Below are 19,960 nucleotides of genomic sequence, written 5' to 3'. Positions count from 1 at the left end.
CCGGAGCGAGATTCAGACCCGTTCTGCGAGACGTGCACTCGTCCGAACCGGGCGGGTCACGCCCGGAATTTCGAGACGCCTACGCGTCCCCGGCGGAGCCGCCGTCTCCGTCCCGAGCGTCCCGGTGCTCGGCGTCTCGGCTCTCGGCGTCGTCGGGGAGCGAAATGAGGTTCTCGCGTCCGAGACGGAGCTTGTCGACGCGCCCCTCCTCGGCCATCGCCGACAGCAACTGGGAGACCTTCGCGTCGGACCAGTCGGTCTCGTCGACGATCGTCGCCTGCTTCATCCGCCCGCCGTTCCGTTCGAGGAGGCGCTCGACCCGTTCCTCGTCCGACAGCAGCGAGAGGTCGGCTTCGGTCTCGTTCACGGCGTCGTCGGGAATATCCGCACCGGCGGGGGCGTCCGCGTCGGCGGAGGCGGGTCGCTCCGCTCCCGACGGCGGCCCGCCCGCTTCGCCGGTGCCGTTCCGCCCGTCCGCCTCGGCCGCCGTCCCCGCGTACGGCGCGTCGCTTCCCCCGTCGGCGTCGGCCTCCGCAGTCGGCGGCGCCCCGTCGTCCGGCGGCGACGATCCCCAGGGGGCGCCGGCACCGCCGGAGCGGGTTCGCAGCATCCAGACGGCGGCGAGGACGACGAGCGCGACGATCCCAGCGCCTGCGAGGACCCCGATCGGGAGCCGGTCCGCGGGTCCGACCGGCGAGTACGTGACGCGGAGTTCGGCCTCCTCGCCCTCGAAGTCGGACGGTTCGGCGAGGACGATCGCGCTCTCGCGCTGCTGGACCGCGATGCTCGTCCCGGTCACGGTGTAGCCGTCGGGCGGACGGATGAGGATCTCCTGGTCGGCGTCGAAGATCGAGAGCCACGTCCGGCGCTCGTCGGTCTCGGCGGTCGGCAGCGTGAACACGTCGTCGAGGACGAGCGTCTCGTTTTCGCCCTCCCGGAGGAAGTTCGTCCACCGGAACGTGACGGCGAGCGTGCCGCGTTCGGCGGACTCGTCGATCGAACTGTGGTAGGTGACGTTCTCGATCCGCATCGAGCGCCCGGTCGACTCGCTCGCTCGCCGCTGGAGCGCCTCGAACAGCACGGCGTTCGGCCCGACGTCGGCGTCGCCGGACTCGTAGCGCGAAGCGAGCGTCCGGAAGGCGCGCGTCTCGTTCTCGGTGTCGAGCGCGTAGTGGGTCTCGACGCGCCACTCGGCGCTCCGGTCGGACTGGAGCGAGATCTCGACGGTGGTCCGCGGCGGCGTCTCGTCGTCGACCTGCCGGTGCACCTCCGGAGCGCGCAGGGCGGCGATCCGGTCGGGAGAACCGGTCTCGACAGCGGCCGTGGCGGTATCCGCGGGAGCCGTCGAGAGCTCCGCTCCCGGCGCGGATCGGCCGTCGGCGGCGAGCGCCGTCGCTGGCGCGACAGCAGCGAAGACGAGGAGGAGGGCGAACCACAGCGCGGACGTCCGCATTTGATGAGAGTGTAGGTGGAACGCTCAAAACGCTTTCCATCGGTGCGGTCTCGGTCCAGCGGATCCCGCCCGTTTCTGCCGGTTCGGCTCGGCGGAATCCCGCCCGGTTCGACCCGCCGGACTCACGTCTGTACTGGGCGGGCGAAATCACGTCTGTACCGGGCGGGCGAAATCACGTCTGTACCGGGCAGGCGAAATTACGGCCGCCGCAGTACGGCGGCACGCCGCCACGGGGAATGGCGCGACTTTAATAACGCCACGGCGATACGCTCCTCGTATGCGCGCTGTCGCCCTCTCGCTCGCCCTCCTCCTGGTCCTCTCGGCGGTCGCCGGAGCGGTACCGGCGCTGCCGGACGGTCGGCCGGCCCCGGCCTCTGCTTCGACCGCAGGGCCGTCCGTCCCACCGACAGCGACGGCCTCGCTTCAGTCCTCCTCGCTCACTGAACGCCCGCCGATGCAGGTCGCGGGATCGAACGACACGGCGGGGGACTCGATCAACGTCCTCGGGATCCCGCCCGGTGAGACGACGCGGAGCACGCTCGAAACCGAGTACGTCGAACTCGGGAGCGGGCTCGCGTTCTCCAGGGCGACGACGGACGCGCGCCTGGAGACGGAGGCGGTGGTCGAGCGGATCGAATCCGCCGACTCGCCGGAGAAGCGCCAGCAGTACCTCCTACAGGAGATCAGCGCGATCGAGCAGCGGATCATCACGCTCCGGACGCGACAGCGGCAGGTGGTCGGCGCCTACGGCCGCGGCGAACTCCCGCCGCGACGACTCCTCTACGAACTCGCGCTGATCGACGCCGAGGCGCGGGAGCTCCAGCAACGCCGGGACCGGATCGAGACGCTCACGCAGTCGACTCCCGGGTTCAGCATCTCCGCGGCCCGGTTCGGGAACGTCGAACTCGAACTGAACACGCTCACCGGACCGGTCCGCGGACACGCGGCGGCGGTGCTCAACGGCGACGCCGACTCGGCGCGCTTCTTCGTCCAGTCGGGGGAGAACAGCGTCGTCCTCGGCGTCATCCGCGACGGGACGTACGTGCGCGAGTCCTACCGCGGGGCGCTCCGTGGAGGGGAGGACGGCGCCTTCTCGCTCGCCGACGCGGTGAACGCGACCGAGGCGGCGTACCCGACGATCACGGAGCTGCGCCTCCGCGACGACGTCGTCGGCAACCCCGACAGCGACAGCACGCGGGTGACCGTCGAGCACGAGCGGGGACGCCTCGTCGCGTTCGTCGACAGCAGGAGCCAGCGCGTATTCAAAGAGCACCAGTACCGGCCGATCGATCGGGTGACGACGTCGTCGCCGACGTCGGCGATCAAAGACGGACTGGAACTCACCGCCCACCGGACGTATCCGGGCGGTCCCGTCCGGCTGCAGCTCAACGCCACCTCGAACGACGAGCCGGTCGACGCGCAGATCACGGTCGGCCCGGCCGGCGGCCGGAGTTCCGTCGTCGGCGAGACCGGCGAGGACGGATCGCTGTGGACGCTCGCACCGGCCGGCACCTACCAGGTGACGGCCATCGACGGGAGTTCGGTCGTCGTGCTCTCGGTGGAACCGACGGCGGCGCCGTTCGTCTACGGCGAACTCAACGAGAGTTCGGGCGAGGAAGGAATGGAGACGGTCACGCCGGCGGAGTGACACTGACTACTCTCACGTTTTACCGCCGAGCGCCACCACCGTTGCCGGCGCTCGGCGAGAAGAGACGAGAGCAATCAGTACGAACGGGTGGGCGTTCGCCTCGCTACCGCCGTAACTGTCGACCGACCGGCAGCGGGGGCTGGGCCCGGGACCGGCCGGACGAGACAGGGGCCGTAGGTTCATAAGCCATCGCGCACCAGACGCCCCGTGACAGCCCGTGCGTCGGCGTCGGCGATCGGTGTCGTGCTCCTGCTCCTCTTCGGGGTCGTACTGGGCGGTGTCGTCGCCGCCGGCGCCGAGGCGGTCGCGGAGGCGGCGGGTGAACCCGAACTCGCGGGCGGCGCGGAGACCGGATCGTCGGGGCAGACGGTCGCGCTGTCGCTCAGGCTCGACGGCGACGCGGTCGCTCTGACGCACGAGGCGGGACCCCCGCTGGACCTCTCGGAGACGCGGATCGTCGTGGCGGTCGACGGCGAGGAACTCCGGTATCAGCCGCCGGTCCCGTTCTTCGCCGCCAGGGGCTTCCGCGGCGGGCCGACGGGCCCGTTCAATCTCGCGAGCGACGGAGTCTGGTCGGTCGGGGAGACGGGGTCCTTCCGGGTGGCGGCGACGAACGCGCCGGCGTTGCGACGCGGGCGAACGGTGTCGGTCACGGTCTACGTCGACTCGGACCGGGTGAGTCGGGTGCGCGGGACGGTCGATTGAGCTCTACCGAACGCCGGGTGATCGCCCCGGAGGGAGCGAACCGATCGAACCGGGGGCCGCCTCTACTTCTCGGGTGCGCGCGCGATGGTCGTGATCGCCCTCGGGCTGCCCGGATACGCCTGCTGGATGTGGTGTTCGATGTCGACGAAGCCGGCCTCCTCGAACATCCGCTGGGCCTCCTCCTCGTCGTAGAAGAGCATGATCGCGTCCGCGAGGCGCTGAAAGAGCGAGCTGTTCGGGTAGTCGGGGCCGACGACGAGGACGCGACTCCCCGGCTTGACGACCCGACGGAACTCCGACAGCGCCGCGACCGGGTTCGGCCAGTACTCGATCGATCCCGACGACCAGATCGCGTCGAAGGAGTCGTCGGCGAAGGGGAGCCGCTCGGCGTCGCCGCGGTAGAACCGGACGCGATCGCGGGTGCCGAACTTCGCGAACGCCTTCTCCATCTGGTGGCGGCTCTGGTCGAGGCCGTGGACGTCGTCGGTGTAGCGGAGCAGCCCCTCCGTGGCGAAGCCGGTGCCGCAGCCGACGTCGAGGACGCGGTCGCCCTCCTCGATGGCGAGCCACTCCAGCGCCTCGTCGCGCATCTCCTCGTTCCAGATGAAGGGGTTGATCCGGTCGTACACCTTCGAGAGGTACTTGTAGAACAGGCGCGCGTTGGCCTTGTCTTCGAGGACACCCATCGCGCGGCGGTTAGGACGGGGGAATCATAACGCTGCGGATCCGGTTTCACCGCTCCCCGGCTCGTCGACGGCTGGCGAGAGCGTTCCGCAAACACCTTATACGGCGCTCGCGCAACGTTTCGGTGATACGAATATGCCGAGACCAGAGGTTCTCGAACGGATCAAAACGGCAGAATCCGAGGCCGACGACATCGTACAGGAGGCCGAGGAGGACCGCGACGAGCGCATCGAGGAGGCGCGACGCGAGGCCGAGGAGATCCGCACCGACGCAGAACGGGCGGCCGACGAGTACGAGAAAGAGCGGCTCGCCGAGGCCCGCGAGGAGATCGAGGAGGAGCGGGAGGAACTCCTCGAGGAGGGCCGGGAGGCGCGCAAGAAACTGGTCGCGTCGGCCGAGGAGAACGCCGACGAGGCGGTCGAGTACGCGATCAGTCAGTTCGAGGAGGCGGTACATGCTCAGACCTGAGCAGATGAGCAAGGTCTCGGTGACGGGATCGAAGGCCGTGATGGACGAGGTCATCGAGACCGCCCACGGCCTGAACCTCCTGCACGTCACCGAGTACGACGGGTCCTGGGACGGCTTCGAGCCCGGCGATCCGGTCGAGGGAGCCGAGGAGTCTTCGGATCGGCTGGTCACGGTCCGCTCGCTGGAGAGCATCCTCGACGTCGACGCCGAGGACGCCGGACCGACGCGCATCGTCACCGACGAGGCGCTCGACGAGGAGTTAGAGGCGATCCGGACGCGGGTCAACGAACTCGACGACCGCCGACAGGACCTCAGACAGGACATCAGAGAGATCGAAGACCGGATCGATGCGATCGACCCGTTCGTCGATCTCGGCATCGACCTCGATCTGCTGTCCGGCTACGACACGCTGCAGGTCGCCGTGGGGACCGGCGACCGCGACGCCATCGAGCGCACGATCATCGATTCCGAGGACCTCCGCTCACACGAGATCTTCTCGGGCGACGACGTCCTCGGCGTCTTCGCGCGGCCGACCGCCGACGCCGACGACTCCGCGCTCGTCGACGCCCTCGTCGGGGCCGACTTCACCGCCTTCGAGATCCCCGACGCCGAGGGCACCCCCGACGAGTACAAGCGCGAGCTCGAACACGAGAAACAGCAGCTCGAATCGAAGCTCGCGACCGTCGAGAACGAACTCGAGGCCGAGAAGATGGACGCGGCCGGCTTCCTGCTCGCCGCCGAGGAGAAGCTCTCGATCGACGTCCAGAAGACCGAGGCGCCGCTCTCCTTCGCGACGACGGAGAACGCCTTCATCGCCGAGGGGTGGATCCCCTCGGAGCGGTACACCGAGTTCAAGGGCGCGATCAAGGACGCCGTCGGCGAACGCGCCGAGATCGAGGAGTTAGAGCGCGCGACGTTCTCGAGGGACGGCACCGACCACGTTCGCGAGGAGGTCCCCTCCGGCGGGGACGGCGGCAACGGCGGGACCGCCGCGGCCGCAGACGGCGGCTCGGAGACGGCCCGCGCCGACGGCGGCAGCGCGGTCGTGATGGCCGACGACGAACCGCCGACGGTCCAGGACAACCCGGGGGCGGTCAAGCCCTTCGAGATCCTGGTGCGGGCGGTCAACCGGCCGAGCTACTACGAGTTCGACCCGACGGTCATTCTGTTCCTGACGTTCCCGGCCTTCTTCGGGTTCATGATCGGCGACCTCGGGTACGGGATCATCTACACCGCGATCGGCTACTACCTCTACACCAACTTCGCCGATCGTCCGGCCTTCCGGAGCATGGGTGGAGTCACGCTCGCGGCCGGGATCTTCACCGCGATATTCGGCGTCCTGTACGGCGAGCTGTTCGGCCTGCACGTCATCTCGACGTACCTCTGGGAGGGCGTCGTCGGCCTCGCACACGCCCCGATCGAGAAGGGCCTCTCGCCGGCGGGCATCGACTGGGCCCGCGGCTGGCTCGTCGTGAGCATCCTCGTCGGCATCTTCCACCTCAACGTGGCGTGGATCTTCGGCTTCGTCGAGGACTACGAACTCCACGACCTCAAGCACGCGGTCTACGAGAACGGCTCGTGGCTGCTAATGATGAACGGCCTGTGGGTGTGGATCTTCTCGGACGTCGTCCGCGGAACGGCGCCGGAGTTCATCTACACCACCTTCACCGCGCAGGGCGTCCTGCCGATCGGCTTCGGCGGCTTCTCGGCGGCGATCGGGTGGGCCGGGTTGGCGGTCTTCGCCGTCGGCTTCGTCCTGCTGGCGGTCGGAGAGCCGATCGAGGCCGTCGAGTTCCTGAACGTGCTCGTGAACGTCCTCTCGTACACCCGGATCGCCGCGGTGCTGCTCGCGAAGGCGGGGATGGCCTTCACGGTCAACCTCCTGTTCTTCGGCGTGTACGTCGACGACCACGGCGGCTGGCACTTCGGTCTCGGCGGGATGCCGGACGCCGATGCGGTGGCGGCCCTCGGGCAGGGTGAAACCCTGAGCTACCACGGCTACGAGGTGACCGAGATCATGTTCGGCGGCCTCGTCCACGGCGACGCCGCGACGATCCTGATCGGTCTGCTCGTGCTCGTGCTCGGGCACCTGCTCGTCCTCGCGCTCGGCGTCACGAGCGCGGGCCTGCAGGCGGTGCGTCTCGAGTACGTCGAGTTCTTCAACAAGTTCTTCGACGGCGGCGGCCGCGAGTACGAGCCGTTCGGCTACGAGCGACGCTTCACGACCGAAGACTGACGCGAACCAGCCTCGGATTCGACGTTCGCCACACCGCCGGTTCCGAGACTTCGACCACCGCGCGATCGGCGCGGATAGCCGTGGTACTGATTCTCAAATCCCACGAATACCGGCAGTTCCGGGCGCTTCGCACCCGATACGGCGAGTCAGTTTGGGAAGCTTTATGAGACGCGTGGGTTCAATTACGCACGTTCGGAGACGACTATCCGGTCAACACCTAAAACAATGTTCGAAGCACTCCTACAGCAGACTGAGGCAGCTGCCCCGGCTCTTGAACCGTCCGCCGCCGCCGCACTCGCGGTCGGTCTCGCGGCATTCGGCGCGGGTTACGCCGAGCGCGGAATCGGCGCGGCCGCGATGGGCGCCATCGCGGAAGACAACAGCCTCTTCGTCAACGGTCTGATCCTGACCGTCCTTCCGGAGACGCTCGTCATCCTCGCGCTGGTCGTCGTATTCCTGGTCTAAACGCCCCCTCGACCCCTTTCCATCAATGAGTTTGGACAACGTCGTCGAAGACATCCGAGACGAAGCCCGCGCGCGTGCGGAGGAAATTCGCGAGCAGGGCGAACGTCGCGCCGAGGAGATCGTCGAGACGGCAGAGAAAGACGCCGAGGAACTCCGCGAGGCGCGAGAGGAGGACGTCGAGCGCCAGATCGCCCAGGAGCGCGAGCAGGCGCTCTCCTCCGCGAAGCTCGAATCGAAACAGGAACGGCTCGAGGCCCGCCGCGACGTCCTCGAAGACGTCCGCAGCCGGGTCGAATCGGAACTCGTCGACCTCCCCGCGGAGAAGCGCGAGGAGCTGACGAGCGCCCTCCTCGAGGACGCGACGTCGGAGTTCGACGAGGACGAGTCGGTGTCGGTGTACGGTCGCGCCGACGACGCCGACCTGCTCGAATCCCTCTGTGCGGAGTACGACGGCTTCGAGTACGCCGGCGAGTACGACTGTCTCGGCGGCGTCGTCGTCGAGGGAGAAGACTCCCGGGTTCGAGTGAACAACACCTTCGACTCCGTGCTTGAGGGCGTCTGGGAGGACAACCTCAAGGACGTGAGCGAGAGACTGTTCGACCAATGAGTAGCGCCGGCGGTTCCAATCCCGAGTACGTGACAGCCCGCGTCCGGGCGCGTCGAAGCGCCCTGTACGGGGACGAGGAGTACCGAAAGCTGATTCGGATGGGGCCGGCCGAGATCGCACGGTTCATGGAGGAGTCCGATTACGAGACCGAGATCAACGCGCTCGGTGCGCGCCACTCCGGCGTCGACCTCATCGAGTACGCGCTCAACCGGAACCTCGCGAAGCAGTTCGACGACCTCCTCCGCTGGGCCGACGGTCGCCTCTACGATCTGATCGCGCGATACCTCCGGAAGTTCGACGCCTGGAACGTCAAGACGGTCATCCGCGGCATCTACTCCGGAGCCGACCGGGAAGCGATCGCGGACGACCTCATTCGGGCCGGCGAGTTCGACGAGGAACTGGTCGATCAGCTACTCGACGCGCCGAGCATCGAGGACGTCGTCGACCGCCTCTCGGGGACGATCTTCGGCCCCGGTCTGGCGGACGCCTACGGCGACTACGAGGACACCAGCGTGCTCGTTCCCCTGGAGAACGCCATCGACAGGACGTACTACGAGCACCTGCTGGAGGACCTCGTCGTCGACGAGGCCACCCAGCAGTACCGCGAGTTCCTGGAGGCCGAGATCGACTTCCGGAACGCCCGGAACGCGCTGCGGCTCGCACAGAGCGGCGCGGACATCGACCCCGCCGAGTACTACATCGACGGCGGGTCGCTGTTCTCGGCGAGCGAACTGGCGACGCTGGCGCAGAACCGCGACGAACTCGTCGAGAAGATCCGGGAGTCGAAGTACGGCGACGACCTCTCGGCCGCGCTCGACGAACTCGAGTCCGCGGAGAGCCTCATCAACTTCGAGCGCGCGCTCGACATCGCGCTCTTGGAGTACACGGACGCGCTCGGACACGTGTTCCCGCTCTCGATCACCCCGATCGCGTCGTACATCCTCGCGAAGGAGCGCGAGGTCGACAACATCCGGGCGATCGCCCGGGGGCGCGAGGCGGGGCTCTCCGAGGAGCAGATCGAACAGGAGCTGGTGATCCTATGAGCCAGGAAATCGCCGTCGTCGGCAGTTCGGACTTCACCACCGGGTTCCGCCTCGCGGGCGTCCGGAAGTTCGAGACCGTCGCCGACGAGGACAAGGACGAACAGCTCGACGAGGCCGTCACGGAGGTGCTCGAAGACGACGACGTCGGCATCGTGGTGATGCACGACGACGACCTCGATCACCTCTCGCGATCGGTCCGCGAGGCCGTCGAGACCAGCATCGAACCGACGCTGGTCACGCTCGGCGGCGGCGCGGGCGCGGGCGGCCTCCGCGACCAGATCAAGCGAGCCATCGGAATCGACCTGATGGAGGAGGACAACTAATACATGAGTCAGACAGCACAGACCGTCCGCGAGGACGGCATCATCGCGAGCGTGAGTGGACCCGTCGTGGTCGCCCGCGATCTCGACGCCCGAATGAACGACGTCGTCTACGTGGGCGACGAGGGTCTGATGGGCGAAGTCATCGAGATCGAAGGCGACACGACGACGATTCAAGTGTACGAAGAGACCTCGGGGATCAGCCCCGGGGAGCCCGTCGAGAACACCGGCGAGCCGCTGAGCGTCGACCTCGGTCCGGGGCTTTTAGACACCATCTACGACGGCGTCCAGCGTCCGCTGGACGTCCTCGAGGACAAGATGGGCAGCCCCTACCTCGACCGCGGCGTCGACGCCCCGGGGATCGAACTCGACAAGCAGTGGGAGTTCGAGCCCACCGTCGAGGAGGGCGACGAGGTCGGCCGCGGCGACGTCGTCGGCGTCGTCGAGGAGACGATCACCATCGACCACAAGGTGATGGTGCCGCCGGACGCCCTCGAGGAGGGCGAGACCGCGGAGGTCGTCGACGTCAAGTCCGGCTCGTTCACCGTCGAGGACACGGTCGCCGAGCTCGACACCGGCGTCGAGATCCAGATGCGACAGGAGTGGCCGGTCCGTGAGGCCCGTCCCACCGTCGAGAAGAAGACCCCGCGGACGCCGCTCGTCTCGGGGCAGCGGATCCTCGACGGCCTGTTCCCGATCGCGAAGGGCGGGACGGCCGCGATTCCGGGGCCGTTCGGCTCCGGGAAGACGGTCACCCAGCACCAGCTCGCGAAGTACGCCGACGCCGACATCATCATCTACGTCGGCTGCGGCGAGCGCGGCAACGAGATGACCGAGGTCATCGACGACTTCCCGGAGCTCGAAGACCCCGCGACCGGGAACCCGCTCATGGCCCGGACGTCGCTCATCGCGAACACGTCGAACATGCCCGTCGCCGCGCGCGAGTCCTGCGTCTACACGGGGATCACCATCGCGGAGTTCTACCGCGACATGGGATACGACGTCGCGCTGATGGCCGACTCCACCTCGCGGTGGGCCGAAGCGATGCGCGAGATCTCCTCCCGGCTGGAGGAGATGCCCGGCGAGGAGGGCTACCCCGCCTACCTCGCCGCGCGGCTCTCGCAGTTCTACGAGCGCGCCGGTTACTTCGAGAACATCAACGGCAGCGAGGGTTCCGTCTCCGCGATCGGTGCGGTCAGCCCGCCCGGCGGCGACTTCTCGGAGCCGGTCACCCAGAACACGCTGCGCATCGTGAAGACGTTCTGGGCGCTCGACGCCGACCTCGCGGAACGTCGGCACTTCCCCTCGATCAACTGGAACGAGTCGTACTCCCTCTACAAGGATCAGCTCGATCCGTGGTTCCAAGAGGAGGTCGCCGACGACTGGCCGGAGAAGCGCCAGTGGGCGGTCGACGTCCTCGACGAGGAGACGGAGTTGCAAGAGATCGTACAGCTCGTCGGCAAGGACGCGCTGCCCGAGGACCAGCAGCTGACCCTCGAAGTCGCGCGGTACCTGCGCGAGGCGTACCTCCAGCAGAACGCGTTCCACCCGGTCGACACCTACTGTCCGCCGGAGAAGACGTACCTGATGCTGACGACGATCGAGACGTTCAACGACGAGGCGTTCGACGCGCTCGAGGCCGGCGTCCCGATCGAGGAGATCATCGACATCGACTCCGCGCCGAAGATCAACCGGATCGGCGTCCAGGAGGACTACGAGGAGTACGTCGACGAACTCAAATCGGAGATCACAGAAGAGCTCCGGAGTCTCTACTAACATGAAAGAGTACCAAACCATCACCGAGATCAGCGGTCCGCTGGTGTTCGCCGAGGTCGACGAGGCCATCGGCTACGACGAGATCGTCGAGATCGAGACGGCACAGGGCGAGACGCTGCGCGGGCAGGTGCTCGAATCCTCGGACGGCGTCGTCGCCATCCAGGTGTTCGAGGGCACCAGCGGCATCGACAAGAACGCATCAGTCCGCTTCCTCGGCGAGACGATGAAGATGCCCGTCACCGAGGATCTGCTCGGGCGGGTGCTCGACGGCTCCGGCCGGCCGATCGACGGCGGTCCGGACATCGTCCCCGAGGAGCGACAGGACATCGTCGGCGCGGCGATCAACCCCTACTCCCGGGAGTACCCCGAGGAGTTCATCGAGACCGGGGTGTCGGCCATCGACGGGATGAACACCCTTGTCCGGGGCCAGAAGCTCCCGATCTTCTCGAGTTCGGGCCAGCCCCACAGCGAACTGGCGATGCAGATCGCCCGCCAGGCGTCCGTCCCCGAGGAGGAAGAAGGAGACGACGACGAAGGCTCCGAGTTCGCGGTCATCTTCGGCGCGATGGGGATCACCGCCGAGGAGGCCAACGAGTTCATGGAGGACTTCGAGCGCACCGGCGCGCTGGAGCGCTCGGTGGTCTTCATGAACCTCGCGGACGACCCCGCAGTCGAGCGGACAGTCACCCCGCGGATGGTGCTCACGACCGCGGAGTACCTGGCGTTCGAGAAGGACTACCACGTCCTCGTCATCCTGACGGACATGACCAACTACTGCGAGGCGCTCCGCGAGATCGGGGCCGCCCGCGAGGAGGTCCCGGGCCGACGCGGCTACCCCGGATACATGTACACCGACCTGGCGCAGCTCTACGAGCGCGCCGGCCGAATCGAGGGTCGCGAGGGATCGGTCACGCAGATCCCGATCCTCACGATGCCCGGCGACGACGACACCCACCCGATCCCCGACCTGACCGGTTACATCACCGAGGGGCAGATCTACGTCGACCCCGACCTCAACAGCCAGGGGCTACAGCCCCCGGTGAACGTCCTTCCCAGCCTGTCTCGGCTGATGGACGACGGCATCGGCGAGGGCCTCACCCGCGAGGACCACGCCGACGTCTCCGACCAGATGTACGCGGCGTACGCGGAGGGCGAGGACCTGCGCGACCTCGTGAACATCGTCGGTCGCGAGGCGCTCTCCGAGCGCGACAACAAGTACCTCGACTTCGCCGACCGGTTCGAAGAGGAGTTCATCGACCAGGGCTTCGACACGAACCGCGACCTCGAAGAGACCCTCGAGATCGGCTGGGACCTCCTGTCGATGCTGCCGACGGAGGAGCTCAACCGCGTCGACGAGGAGTTCATCGAGAAGTACTACCGCGAGGACGTCTCCGCCGACGCCGACGAAACCGAGACGGAAGCGACGGCCGACTGATCGGCCGACGCCGACTGCGACCTTTTCACGAGCCGATTCGGCGAGTGGCGACACGGCCGATCCGCGGGAAGGGGTCGACCGTCTCGCTCCCCTCACGCAGGGTGTGGCACCCCCCGGATCGGCCACACGCGTTTTGTTCCTCCGGTCGGTTGCGTACGTATGACACGGGGGGCGGATCCGGGCGTTCGAACGAGATCGGCGGTGAGACAGCGCGGAGACGGCGTCGCGGCGGCGGCCAAGTCGGCCAGCACCGATGCGGTCGACGAGTCGTTGAAGACGCGCACGATGGACGAAGCGCCGGTCGGGATCACCATCGCGGACGCGAGGAAGCCGGACATGCCGTTGATCTACGCGAACGCCGCCTTCGAGCGGATCACCGGCTACCCGCCGGCGTACGCGGTCGGGCGGAACTGCCGGTTCCTGCAGGGAGAGGTGACCCGCGAGAAGCCCGTCGGACGGATGCGCGCCGCGATCGAGGAGGAGCGGGCCACGACCGTCGAAATTCGGAACTACCGGCGGAGCGGAGAGGTGTTCTGGAACGAGGTGACGCTCGCGCCGCTGCGGGACGACTCCGGTGACGTCGCCTACTACGTCGGTTTCCAGCAGGACGTCACGCGCCGCAAGCGGGCCGAGCGGGCGGCCGCCGAGCGGGCGTCCCGGATCGAGCGCGAGCGGATCGCCCAGGAACGCCTCCTGGACCGACTCGACGGCGTGGTCGCCGACGTCACCGAAGCCGTCACCCGGGCGTCGTCGCGGGCGGCGCTCGAACGCGAGGTCGTCCGGAGCATCGCGGACACATACGTGGGCGCGTGGATCGGTCGGTACGACCCCGCCGCCGACGCGGTCGTCCCCCGGGTCGCCGAGGGGATTCCCACGCGGGACGAGGGGGTTCTCACGCAGTCCGACGAGGGTCGTCGGCCGCCCGAAGGCGAGGCCGGCGAGCGCGATCCCGGCGAGAGCGTGCAACTCCGAGCGTCGGGCGGGGACCGATCCGCCGAGGGGGAACCCGACGTCGGCGCCGTCGAGACGGCGATCACCGAGGCGCTCGAGGACCGGTACGTCCACATCGAACCGATCGAACCGGGGAAGTCGGCGGAATCGACGGCGGTCGCGGGGGTCCCGTTACACCACGGGGAGGCGGCGTACGGCGCCATCGCCGTGTACGTTCGGAACGACGAGTTCCACAGCTACGAGCGCGCGGTCCTGACGGCCCTCGGGCGGACGGTCGCCGTCGGCATCAACGCGATCGAGAGCCAGCGGACCCTGCAGGGCGAGGAGGTCGTCGAAGTCCGGTTCGCGCTCGGGACGCACCCGCTGGTGGAGTTGGCCTCGGCACTGGGGGGTCGGCTCCAGTACGCCGGCAGCGTCGGCGACCGCGAGGGACCGTCGCTGCTGTTCGAGGTCGTCGACGCCGACGGCCTCGACGCGGCCGCGCTGCGCGAAGCCGCCGACGCGGCGGGCGTGACCGTCCACGGCGTGCTCGGCGGGGACGCGGACGCGCCGGTCGCCGAGCTGTCGATCGGTAACGCGTCGCTACGCGATCTGCTCAGAGACCACAGCGGGGAGTTGCGCGACTGGCAGGTCGACTCGGAGGCCGCCCGCGTGACCGTCGAGGTCGGACGCGAGGCCCTCGCCCAGTCGCTGAGCGAGGCGGCGAGAGACCGGTTCGAGAACGCGGAACTCGTCGGCTACCGCCGGCGGGAGCGGCGCGAGGAAACCCACCAGGGGTTCGTCGCAGAACTCGAATCAAGGCTGACGGAGCGACAGCGCGCGGCGCTGGTCCGCGCGCACACGGCGGGGTACTTCGAGTGGCCACACGAGACCGACGGCGAGGAGATCGCCGACTCGATGGGCGTCTGTCGGTCGACGTTCCACCAGCACCTCCGCGCGGCCCAGCGGAAACTCGCGGCGGCGGTGCTCGATCGGTAAGCGTCACAGAACCGCGGGACGGGGTCGCGACCCAAACTAGTTGTGTACGTCGCTTACCACGTTTCCCCTCGTACTGTAGAACGTACTATGCCACAACCAGGCAGCGAAGGAATATGGCTCTGGATCGGCACACTCGGAATGTTCCTGGGGATGCTGTACTTCATCGCCAGGGGCTGGGGCGAGACGGACAGGCGCAGACAGGAGTTCTACATCGTCACGATATTCATCACCGCCATCGCGTTCGTCAACTACCTCGCGATGGCGCTCGGGTTCGGACTGACGATGGTGACGGTCGGGGGCGAGGAACTGCCCATCTACTGGGCCAGGTACACCGACTGGTTCTTCACCACGCCGCTTCTGCTCATCGACCTCGGCCTCCTCGTCGGGGCGAACAGAAACGAGCTGTCCTCGCTCGTCGGGCTCGACATGCTGATGATCGGGACGGGCGTCGTCGCCACGCTCTCGGCCGGGCCCGGCGTGCTCTCGGAGGGGGCGCGGCGACTGGTCTGGTGGGGCGTCTCGACGGGCTTCCTGCTCGTCCTGCTGTACATGCTGTACGGCTCCCTCGACGAGAAGGCGAGTGAGCTGTCCGGCTCCGCGGCGTCGACGTTCAGCACCCTCCGGACGCTGATCGTGGTGGTCTGGCTGATCTACCCGGTCTGGTGGATCGTCGGCACCGAGGGACTGCAGCTCGTCCCGCTGTACGTCGAGACGGCCGGCTTCATGGTGTTGGACCTGGTCGCGAAGGTCGGATTCGGTATCATCCTGCTGTCGAGCCGCGAGGTGCTCGACGCCGCCGGCTCGGTGAGCCCCGAGCCTGAACCGGCCGACTGACCGTCTCGGCCGCAACCCCTTTGTCCGGAGGGCTCGGACCCGAATAGAGCGGGAGAGTGCGGATCGCGACCGACGAACGCCACCGGCGAGTCGCCGGCACCAACCCCCGGACCACGAAACCGGGCGACCCCGCGGAGACAACGATGACCATCCAGTTCACGTACCTACAGTTCCACCTCGCGTTCCTGCTCCCCGCCGTGTTGTTTCTGTGTGCGACGGGGTTCGTGAGCCGGACGCGGATCGCGGAGGAAAGAGCGGTTCTCGGCGACGGGTGGCGGAACTACTGGGCGGGGGTGGCGGTCATCACCGTCGTCGCGATCGCGTACACGACCCCGTGGGACAACTACCTCATCGCCCGCGGCGTGTGGTGGTACGGCGACGGCACGACGCTCCTGACGCTGGGACACGCGCCGCTCGAAGAGTACCTGTTCATCCTGGTACAGCCGTGGATCACGGCGCTGTGGCTCGCACACCTCGACTTCCCGACGGGGTGGCCCGAGGCTTCGAGGCCCGTCGCGTGGCGAGCGGGTGCGCTGGCGGTCGCGGCGGTGATCGGTCTGGTCGGCTGGCAGTCGCTCGGCGCCGACGGGACGTTTTACCTCGGGGCGATACTCGCGTGGGCCGCGCCGGTGTTGGCGCTGCAGTGGCTCGTCGGCGCGCCGCAGCTCTGGGCGCGGCGGCGGACGGTCGCGCTCGGGACGCTGCTCCCGACGCTGTATCTGTGTGTCGTCGATCGAGTCGCCATCGAGTACGGCATCTGGGTGCTCTCCGGGCAGTACACCACGGGGATCACCGTCGCCGGGCTCCCGATCGAGGAGGCGACGTTCTTCCTCGTGACGAACCTCTTCGTCGTGCAGGGGCTCGTCCTCTACCGGCTGGTGATGGCCCGGTTCGACGGGGACTCGACGGCCGACGATCGATCGGTGACGAGACCCGCGGCGACGGTCGATCGCGGCGACTGAGACTATGAACGAGTCGAGTGAGCACCACGCGAACGAGTCGACTGACCGCCGTACGAGCGAGCCGACCGGACGCCACGCGACCGAATCGACCGACCGCCGTCAAGGCGGGCCGGCGCCGTCACGGGCCATCGAGGTTCCGGGAGACCGCAGTTCGGTCGCCGCCGCGGTGATGCGGGGAGTCGGCGTCCGGCCGGCCTGGATCGTCCTCGGCGGACTCACGCTCGCCTGGGCGGTCGCGTCCGCGCTCGCCGGACTGCCGACGCTGCCGTGGTGGCTCCGCTACGGCCCGCTGGCGGTGAGTCTGGCGGTCTTCGGCCTGCCGCACGGCGCCGTCGACCACCTGGCACCGGCGCGGGCCGCCGGTCGTCGTCCCACGGCGACGTGGCTCCTCGCGGTCGGCCTCCTGTATCTCGTCCTCGGGAGCGCCTACGGGGTGCTGTGGTGGACCCTCCCGGTCGCGTCGGCGGCGCTGTTCGTCGCGCTGACGTGGTTCCACTGGGGACAGGGCGACCTCTACGCGCTCGACGCGCTCGGGGCGAGACACCTCGACGGCCGCGGCGTCCGGACCGGGACGGTGCTCGTCCGGGGCGGACTCCCGATGCTGGTGCCGCTTCTGGCCCACCCGGAGGAGTACCGGGTCGTCGTCGGGGCGTGGGTCGCGCTGTTCGGCTCAGAACTCGACGCCGCGTGGCTCCTGTCGCCGACGGTTCGAGGCGCGCTGGGCGGCGGGTTCGCGCTGGTGACCGTCGCGACGTTGCTCGCGGGAGGGCGCCGCGACGGGGACGGCGTCTGGCTGCTCGACGCGGGCGAGACGGTCCTGCTGTGGGGGTACTTCCTCCTGGTCCCGCCGCTCTTCGCCGTCGGCGTGTACTTCTGCGTGTGGCACTCGATCCGCCACATCGCCAGGCTGATCGCGGTCGATCCGGCCGCTCGGACGGCGTTCGCCGAGGAAGGGCCCCTCCCGGCGTTGCTGCGGACGGGGAGAGACGCGCTCCCGCTGACGGTCGTCTCCGTCCTGCTGCTGCTCGCCATCGCCGTCGTGGGAGATATCGTCGTCGTGGGAGACGTCACCGTCGCGGGCGGGATCGGAACGCAGGCAGACCTTCGATCAGCGGCGGCGCTGTACCTCGTCTTCATCTCCGTGCTGACGCTTCCTCACGTGGTGATCGTGACGTGGATGGACTGGGCAGAGAGCGCCGGTCTCGCCCGTCTCGTGGATAAACAGTAAAAGGTTAACAGGCTCGGTTCACTAGCCACCTACAAGATGGCCAAAGACGTCAAACCGACCCGGAAGAACCTGATGGCGATCGAGGATCGCATCGAACTGTCCGAGCGGGGCCACGACACGCTCGAACAGAAGCGCGACGGCCTCATTATGGAGTTCATGGACATCCTGGACCAGGCGCAGGACGTCCGCTCGGAGCTCGACGAGAACTACGAGACCGCCCAGAAGAAGATCAACATGGCGCGGGCGATGGAGGGCGACGTCGCCGTCCGCGGGGCCGCCGCGGCGCTGAAAGAGCACCCGGAGATCACCACCCAGTCGAAGAACATTATGGGCGTCGTCGTCCCGCAGATCGAGTCCTCGCGCGTCAGAAAGAGCCTCGATCAGCGCGGGTACGGGCTGCTCGGCTCCTCGGCGCGGATCGACGAGGCGGCCGACGCCTACGAGGAACTCTTAGAGACGATCATCCTCGCCGCGGAGGTCGAGACGGCGATGAAGAAGATGCTCAAGGAGATCGAGACGACCAAGCGGCGGGTCAACGCCCTAGAGTTCAAACTGCTCCCCGAACTCAACGAGAACAAGGAGTACATCGAGCAGAAGCTCGAAGAGCAGGAACGCGAGGAGATCTTCCGCCTGAAGAAGATCAAGAACAAGAAAGAAGAAGAGGAGAAAGAAGAGAAGGAGGCCGCGGAGGCGGCCGCCGCCGCACCCGCGGACGACTGACCGGATCTCTCGATCCTCGACCGCCTCGGGTCCGGAAACGACCTCTTCGGCCGATTTTCCCGTTCTGTCGCTGTTCTGTCACGTCGTTTCCGCTGTCACGTCGACGCGGTTTCGGTGGGCCGCCAACCGGCACGTCCGAGGACACGCCGCTCGTGTGACGGCCACGGCGTCACGGCGCGTCTTCGGTGACCGCTCCCACGCCGCCGTCAGATGATAAGTCTTAATTAGACTACCGGGTTACGAGGAAGTGGAGCAAGCCCGGGTGGTGTAGTGGCCCATCATACGACCCTGTCACGGTCGTGACGCGGGTTCAAATCCCGCCTCGGGCGCTTTGGTTTTGCTCCGATGTGTGCCCGGGTGGTGTAGTGGCCCATCATACGACCCTGTCACGGTCGTGACGCGGGTTCAAATCCCGCCTCGGGCGCTTTGGTTTTGCTCCGATGTGTGCCCGGGTGGTGTAGTGGCCCATCATACGACCCTGTCACGGTCGTGACGCGGGTTCAAATCCCGCCTCGGGCGCTTTTTGCCGACGCGAACACGAACGAGGAGCGAAGCGACGAGTGAGTCCCGCGTCGGCAAAGCGATTACCAAGGTATTCGAATCAGGGAGTGGAGCGAAGCGGAACGACCGAGGTTCGAATCCCGCCGGTCCGATTTTGACCGAGTGTCTCCGACGCAGAGCGGCACGCGAACAACTCGGAAGCCCCTTTCCATCCCTACCAAAGGCCGCCGAGCCAAACGCCGATCCCGACACCGAGAAGCGCCGCCGCCAGCGTCCCGAGGGCGTCGGCGACGGCGAGTCGGAACTGGCCCGCGTCGGCCGCCCGGACGACGTTAACGGCGAACGACGAGAAGGTCGTGAACGCCCCGCAGAACCCGGTTCCGAGGAGCGCGAGCGTCCCGTCCGTGGGCGAGGCCGCGACGAGCGCACCGAGGGCGAGGCTGCCGACGGCGTTGACGGCGAAGGTGCTCCGTCGGCCCCCGTCGAGCGCGACGTCGACGGCGTATCGAGCGAGCGCGCCGAGTGCGCCGCCGAGGCCGACGAGCAGGGCCGTCGGGAGCGTACCGAGAAGGTCCGCGACACCGCCCATCACGACCACCGCCTCCCCACGAGCAGTCCCAAGAGCGTGGCGGCGAACCCGAGCGCGTAGTTGGCGGCGACGTTCGCGGCGCCGAGCGTCGGTCCGAGCGTGGCCGTCTCGACGGCGAAGGTGCTGTAGGTCGTAAAGGAGGAGAGGAGGCCGGTCGCGAGGAAGAACCGGAGTCGGGTGGATCGGACGAGACCGACCGCGAGCGCCAGCGCGAGGCTCCCGAGGACGTTGGCGAGGAGCGTTCCCCCCGCCCCGGCGACGACCGTTCCGAGGAGATACCGCGACGTCGCGCCCAGGAATCCGCCGAGCGCGACGAGCACCGGAACGAGACGGTCTGCCATCGCAGACACTCCCGCG

General features: G+C 68.0%; 19 protein-coding genes and 3 tRNA genes. 18 read left to right on the top strand and 4 right to left on the bottom strand.

Annotated features, from left to right (window positions below; genetic code table 11):
* Positions 1–79: 79 nt before the first annotated feature.
* Complete coding sequence (locus DV707_RS02765) at positions 80–1,453, bottom strand: helix-turn-helix transcriptional regulator (protein ID WP_103990724.1); 1,374 nt, start codon at positions 1,451–1,453, stop codon at positions 80–82.
* 277 nt (positions 1,454–1,730) lie between these two features.
* Between DV707_RS02765 and DV707_RS02760 the strand changes: the two genes are divergently transcribed.
* Together DV707_RS02760 and DV707_RS02755 are read left to right on the top strand one after the other, a co-directional pair.
* Positions 1,731–3,101 (top strand): DUF7096 domain-containing protein, encoded by a 1,371-nt coding sequence (locus DV707_RS02760; protein WP_136361790.1) that lies wholly within the window; start codon positions 1,731–1,733, stop codon positions 3,099–3,101.
* A gap of 207 nt (positions 3,102–3,308) precedes the next feature.
* Positions 3,309–3,806 carry a type IV pilin gene (locus DV707_RS02755; RefSeq protein WP_103990726.1) on the top strand — a complete coding sequence of 166 codons (498 nt, stop codon included), beginning with the start codon at positions 3,309–3,311 and terminating at the stop codon, positions 3,804–3,806.
* Between the two features lie 62 nt (positions 3,807–3,868).
* On the opposite strand, the gene DV707_RS02750 is transcribed toward DV707_RS02755, so the two are convergent.
* Positions 3,869–4,492 carry a methyltransferase domain-containing protein gene (locus tag DV707_RS02750; protein ID WP_103990727.1) on the bottom strand — a complete coding sequence of 208 codons (624 nt, stop codon included), beginning with the start codon at positions 4,490–4,492 and terminating at the stop codon, positions 3,869–3,871.
* A 133-nt stretch (positions 4,493–4,625) separates the two neighbouring features.
* Here DV707_RS02750 and ahaH point away from each other — a divergent pair, with 133 nt between their 5' ends.
* The 16 genes from ahaH to DV707_RS02670 all read left to right on the top strand — a co-directional run bounded on the left by ahaH (position 4,626) and on the right by DV707_RS02670 (position 19,032).
* The gene (gene ahaH, locus DV707_RS02745) at positions 4,626–4,958 is read left to right on the top strand and encodes an ATP synthase archaeal subunit H (RefSeq protein WP_103990728.1); all 333 of its coding nucleotides are present in this window, start codon (positions 4,626–4,628) and stop codon (positions 4,956–4,958) included.
* Entirely contained in the window at positions 4,945–7,194 is a 2,250-nt protein-coding gene (locus DV707_RS02740; RefSeq protein ID WP_103990729.1) for a V-type ATP synthase subunit I, read from the top strand. Before ahaH ends, DV707_RS02740 begins: the two co-directional genes overlap by 14 nt.
* A gap of 225 nt (positions 7,195–7,419) precedes the next feature.
* Positions 7,420–7,659 carry a hypothetical protein gene (locus DV707_RS02735; RefSeq protein ID WP_103990730.1) on the top strand — a complete coding sequence of 80 codons (240 nt, stop codon included), beginning with the start codon at positions 7,420–7,422 and terminating at the stop codon, positions 7,657–7,659.
* A gap of 25 nt (positions 7,660–7,684) precedes the next feature.
* The gene (locus tag DV707_RS02730; RefSeq protein WP_103990731.1) at positions 7,685–8,266 is read left to right on the top strand and encodes a V-type ATP synthase subunit E; all 582 of its coding nucleotides are present in this window, start codon (positions 7,685–7,687) and stop codon (positions 8,264–8,266) included.
* Positions 8,263–9,309, top strand: a complete 1,047-nt coding sequence (locus DV707_RS02725) for a V-type ATP synthase subunit C (protein WP_103990732.1) — start codon at positions 8,263–8,265, stop codon at positions 9,307–9,309. Before DV707_RS02730 ends, DV707_RS02725 begins: the two co-directional genes overlap by 4 nt.
* The gene (locus tag DV707_RS02720; RefSeq protein ID WP_103990733.1) at positions 9,306–9,632 is read left to right on the top strand and encodes a V-type ATP synthase subunit F; all 327 of its coding nucleotides are present in this window, start codon (positions 9,306–9,308) and stop codon (positions 9,630–9,632) included. The genes DV707_RS02725 and DV707_RS02720 overlap by 4 nt, the downstream gene beginning before the upstream one ends.
* 3 nt (positions 9,633–9,635) lie before the next feature.
* Complete coding sequence (locus DV707_RS02715) at positions 9,636–11,405, top strand: ATP synthase subunit A (protein WP_103990734.1); 1,770 nt, start codon at positions 9,636–9,638, stop codon at positions 11,403–11,405.
* Between the two features lies 1 nt (position 11,406).
* Positions 11,407–12,840 (top strand): ATP synthase subunit B, encoded by a 1,434-nt coding sequence (locus DV707_RS02710; RefSeq protein ID WP_103990735.1) that lies wholly within the window; start codon positions 11,407–11,409, stop codon positions 12,838–12,840.
* 159 nt (positions 12,841–12,999) lie between these two features.
* Entirely contained in the window at positions 13,000–14,769 is a 1,770-nt protein-coding gene (locus tag DV707_RS02705; protein ID WP_103990736.1) for a PAS domain-containing protein, read from the top strand.
* Positions 14,770–14,907: 138 nt separating this feature from the next.
* A complete protein-coding gene (locus DV707_RS02700) occupies positions 14,908–15,603 on the top strand; it encodes a bacteriorhodopsin (protein WP_275046274.1) in 696 nt (231 codons plus the stop codon).
* Between the two features lie 143 nt (positions 15,604–15,746).
* Entirely contained in the window at positions 15,747–16,565 is an 819-nt protein-coding gene (locus tag DV707_RS02695; RefSeq protein WP_103991246.1) for a lycopene cyclase domain-containing protein, read from the top strand.
* Between the two features lie 4 nt (positions 16,566–16,569).
* Positions 16,570–17,793: a Brp/Blh family beta-carotene 15,15'-dioxygenase gene (locus tag DV707_RS02690; RefSeq protein WP_200820848.1), complete on the top strand. Its 1,224-nt coding sequence runs from the start codon at positions 16,570–16,572 to the stop codon at positions 17,791–17,793.
* 36 nt (positions 17,794–17,829) lie between these two features.
* A complete protein-coding gene (locus DV707_RS02685) occupies positions 17,830–18,513 on the top strand; it encodes a V-type ATP synthase subunit D (RefSeq protein ID WP_103990738.1) in 684 nt (227 codons plus the stop codon).
* A gap of 256 nt (positions 18,514–18,769) precedes the next feature.
* Positions 18,770–18,842, top strand: a tRNA-Asp gene (locus DV707_RS02680).
* 22 nt (positions 18,843–18,864) lie between these two features.
* A tRNA-Asp gene (locus DV707_RS02675) sits at positions 18,865–18,937 on the top strand.
* A 22-nt stretch (positions 18,938–18,959) separates the two neighbouring features.
* Positions 18,960–19,032, top strand: a tRNA-Asp gene (locus DV707_RS02670).
* 196 nt (positions 19,033–19,228) lie between these two features.
* Here DV707_RS02670 and DV707_RS02665 read toward each other — a convergent pair.
* Together DV707_RS02665 and DV707_RS02660 are read right to left on the bottom strand one after the other, a co-directional pair.
* Complete coding sequence (locus DV707_RS02665) at positions 19,229–19,603, bottom strand: fluoride efflux transporter FluC (RefSeq protein ID WP_103991248.1); 375 nt, start codon at positions 19,601–19,603, stop codon at positions 19,229–19,231.
* Positions 19,603–19,944: a CrcB family protein gene (locus DV707_RS02660; RefSeq protein WP_103990739.1), complete on the bottom strand. Its 342-nt coding sequence runs from the start codon at positions 19,942–19,944 to the stop codon at positions 19,603–19,605. Before DV707_RS02660 ends, DV707_RS02665 begins: the two co-directional genes overlap by 1 nt.
* Between the last annotated feature and the right edge of the window lie 16 nt (positions 19,945–19,960).

The organism is Halobellus limi, from assembly GCF_004799685.1.
GTDB lineage: Archaea > Halobacteriota > Halobacteria > Halobacteriales > Haloferacaceae > Haloquadratum > Haloquadratum limi.
Note: the sequence above shows the minus strand (reverse complement) of the source record. Positions and strands in the feature narration are given on the sequence as shown.

Excerpts from the sequence above, each read along its gene's own strand:
- DV707_RS02765 (WP_103990724.1), bottom strand. The coding sequence starts at position 1,453 with ATGCGGACGTCCGCGCTGTGGTTCGCCCTCCTCCTCGTCTTCGCTGCT.
- DV707_RS02760 (WP_136361790.1), top strand. The coding sequence starts at position 1,731 with ATGCGCGCTGTCGCCCTCTCGCTCGCCCTCCTCCTGGTCCTCTCGGCG.
- DV707_RS02750 (WP_103990727.1), bottom strand. The coding sequence starts at position 4,492 with ATGGGTGTCCTCGAAGACAAGGCCAACGCGCGCCTGTTCTACAAGTAC.
- ahaH (WP_103990728.1), top strand. The coding sequence starts at position 4,626 with ATGCCGAGACCAGAGGTTCTCGAACGGATCAAAACGGCAGAATCCGAG.
- DV707_RS02740 (WP_103990729.1), top strand. The coding sequence starts at position 4,945 with ATGCTCAGACCTGAGCAGATGAGCAAGGTCTCGGTGACGGGATCGAAG.
- DV707_RS02735 (WP_103990730.1), top strand. The coding sequence starts at position 7,420 with ATGTTCGAAGCACTCCTACAGCAGACTGAGGCAGCTGCCCCGGCTCTT.
- DV707_RS02730 (WP_103990731.1), top strand. The coding sequence starts at position 7,685 with ATGAGTTTGGACAACGTCGTCGAAGACATCCGAGACGAAGCCCGCGCG.
- DV707_RS02725 (WP_103990732.1), top strand. The coding sequence starts at position 8,263 with ATGAGTAGCGCCGGCGGTTCCAATCCCGAGTACGTGACAGCCCGCGTC.
- DV707_RS02720 (WP_103990733.1), top strand. The coding sequence starts at position 9,306 with ATGAGCCAGGAAATCGCCGTCGTCGGCAGTTCGGACTTCACCACCGGG.
- DV707_RS02715 (WP_103990734.1), top strand. The coding sequence starts at position 9,636 with ATGAGTCAGACAGCACAGACCGTCCGCGAGGACGGCATCATCGCGAGC.
- DV707_RS02710 (WP_103990735.1), top strand. The coding sequence starts at position 11,407 with ATGAAAGAGTACCAAACCATCACCGAGATCAGCGGTCCGCTGGTGTTC.
- DV707_RS02705 (WP_103990736.1), top strand. The coding sequence starts at position 13,000 with ATGACACGGGGGGCGGATCCGGGCGTTCGAACGAGATCGGCGGTGAGA.
- DV707_RS02700 (WP_275046274.1), top strand. The coding sequence starts at position 14,908 with ATGTTCCTGGGGATGCTGTACTTCATCGCCAGGGGCTGGGGCGAGACG.
- DV707_RS02695 (WP_103991246.1), top strand. The coding sequence starts at position 15,747 with ATGACCATCCAGTTCACGTACCTACAGTTCCACCTCGCGTTCCTGCTC.
- DV707_RS02690 (WP_200820848.1), top strand. The coding sequence starts at position 16,570 with ATGAACGAGTCGAGTGAGCACCACGCGAACGAGTCGACTGACCGCCGT.
- DV707_RS02685 (WP_103990738.1), top strand. The coding sequence starts at position 17,830 with ATGGCCAAAGACGTCAAACCGACCCGGAAGAACCTGATGGCGATCGAG.
- DV707_RS02665 (WP_103991248.1), bottom strand. The coding sequence starts at position 19,603 with ATGGGCGGTGTCGCGGACCTTCTCGGTACGCTCCCGACGGCCCTGCTC.
- DV707_RS02660 (WP_103990739.1), bottom strand. The coding sequence starts at position 19,944 with ATGGCAGACCGTCTCGTTCCGGTGCTCGTCGCGCTCGGCGGATTCCTG.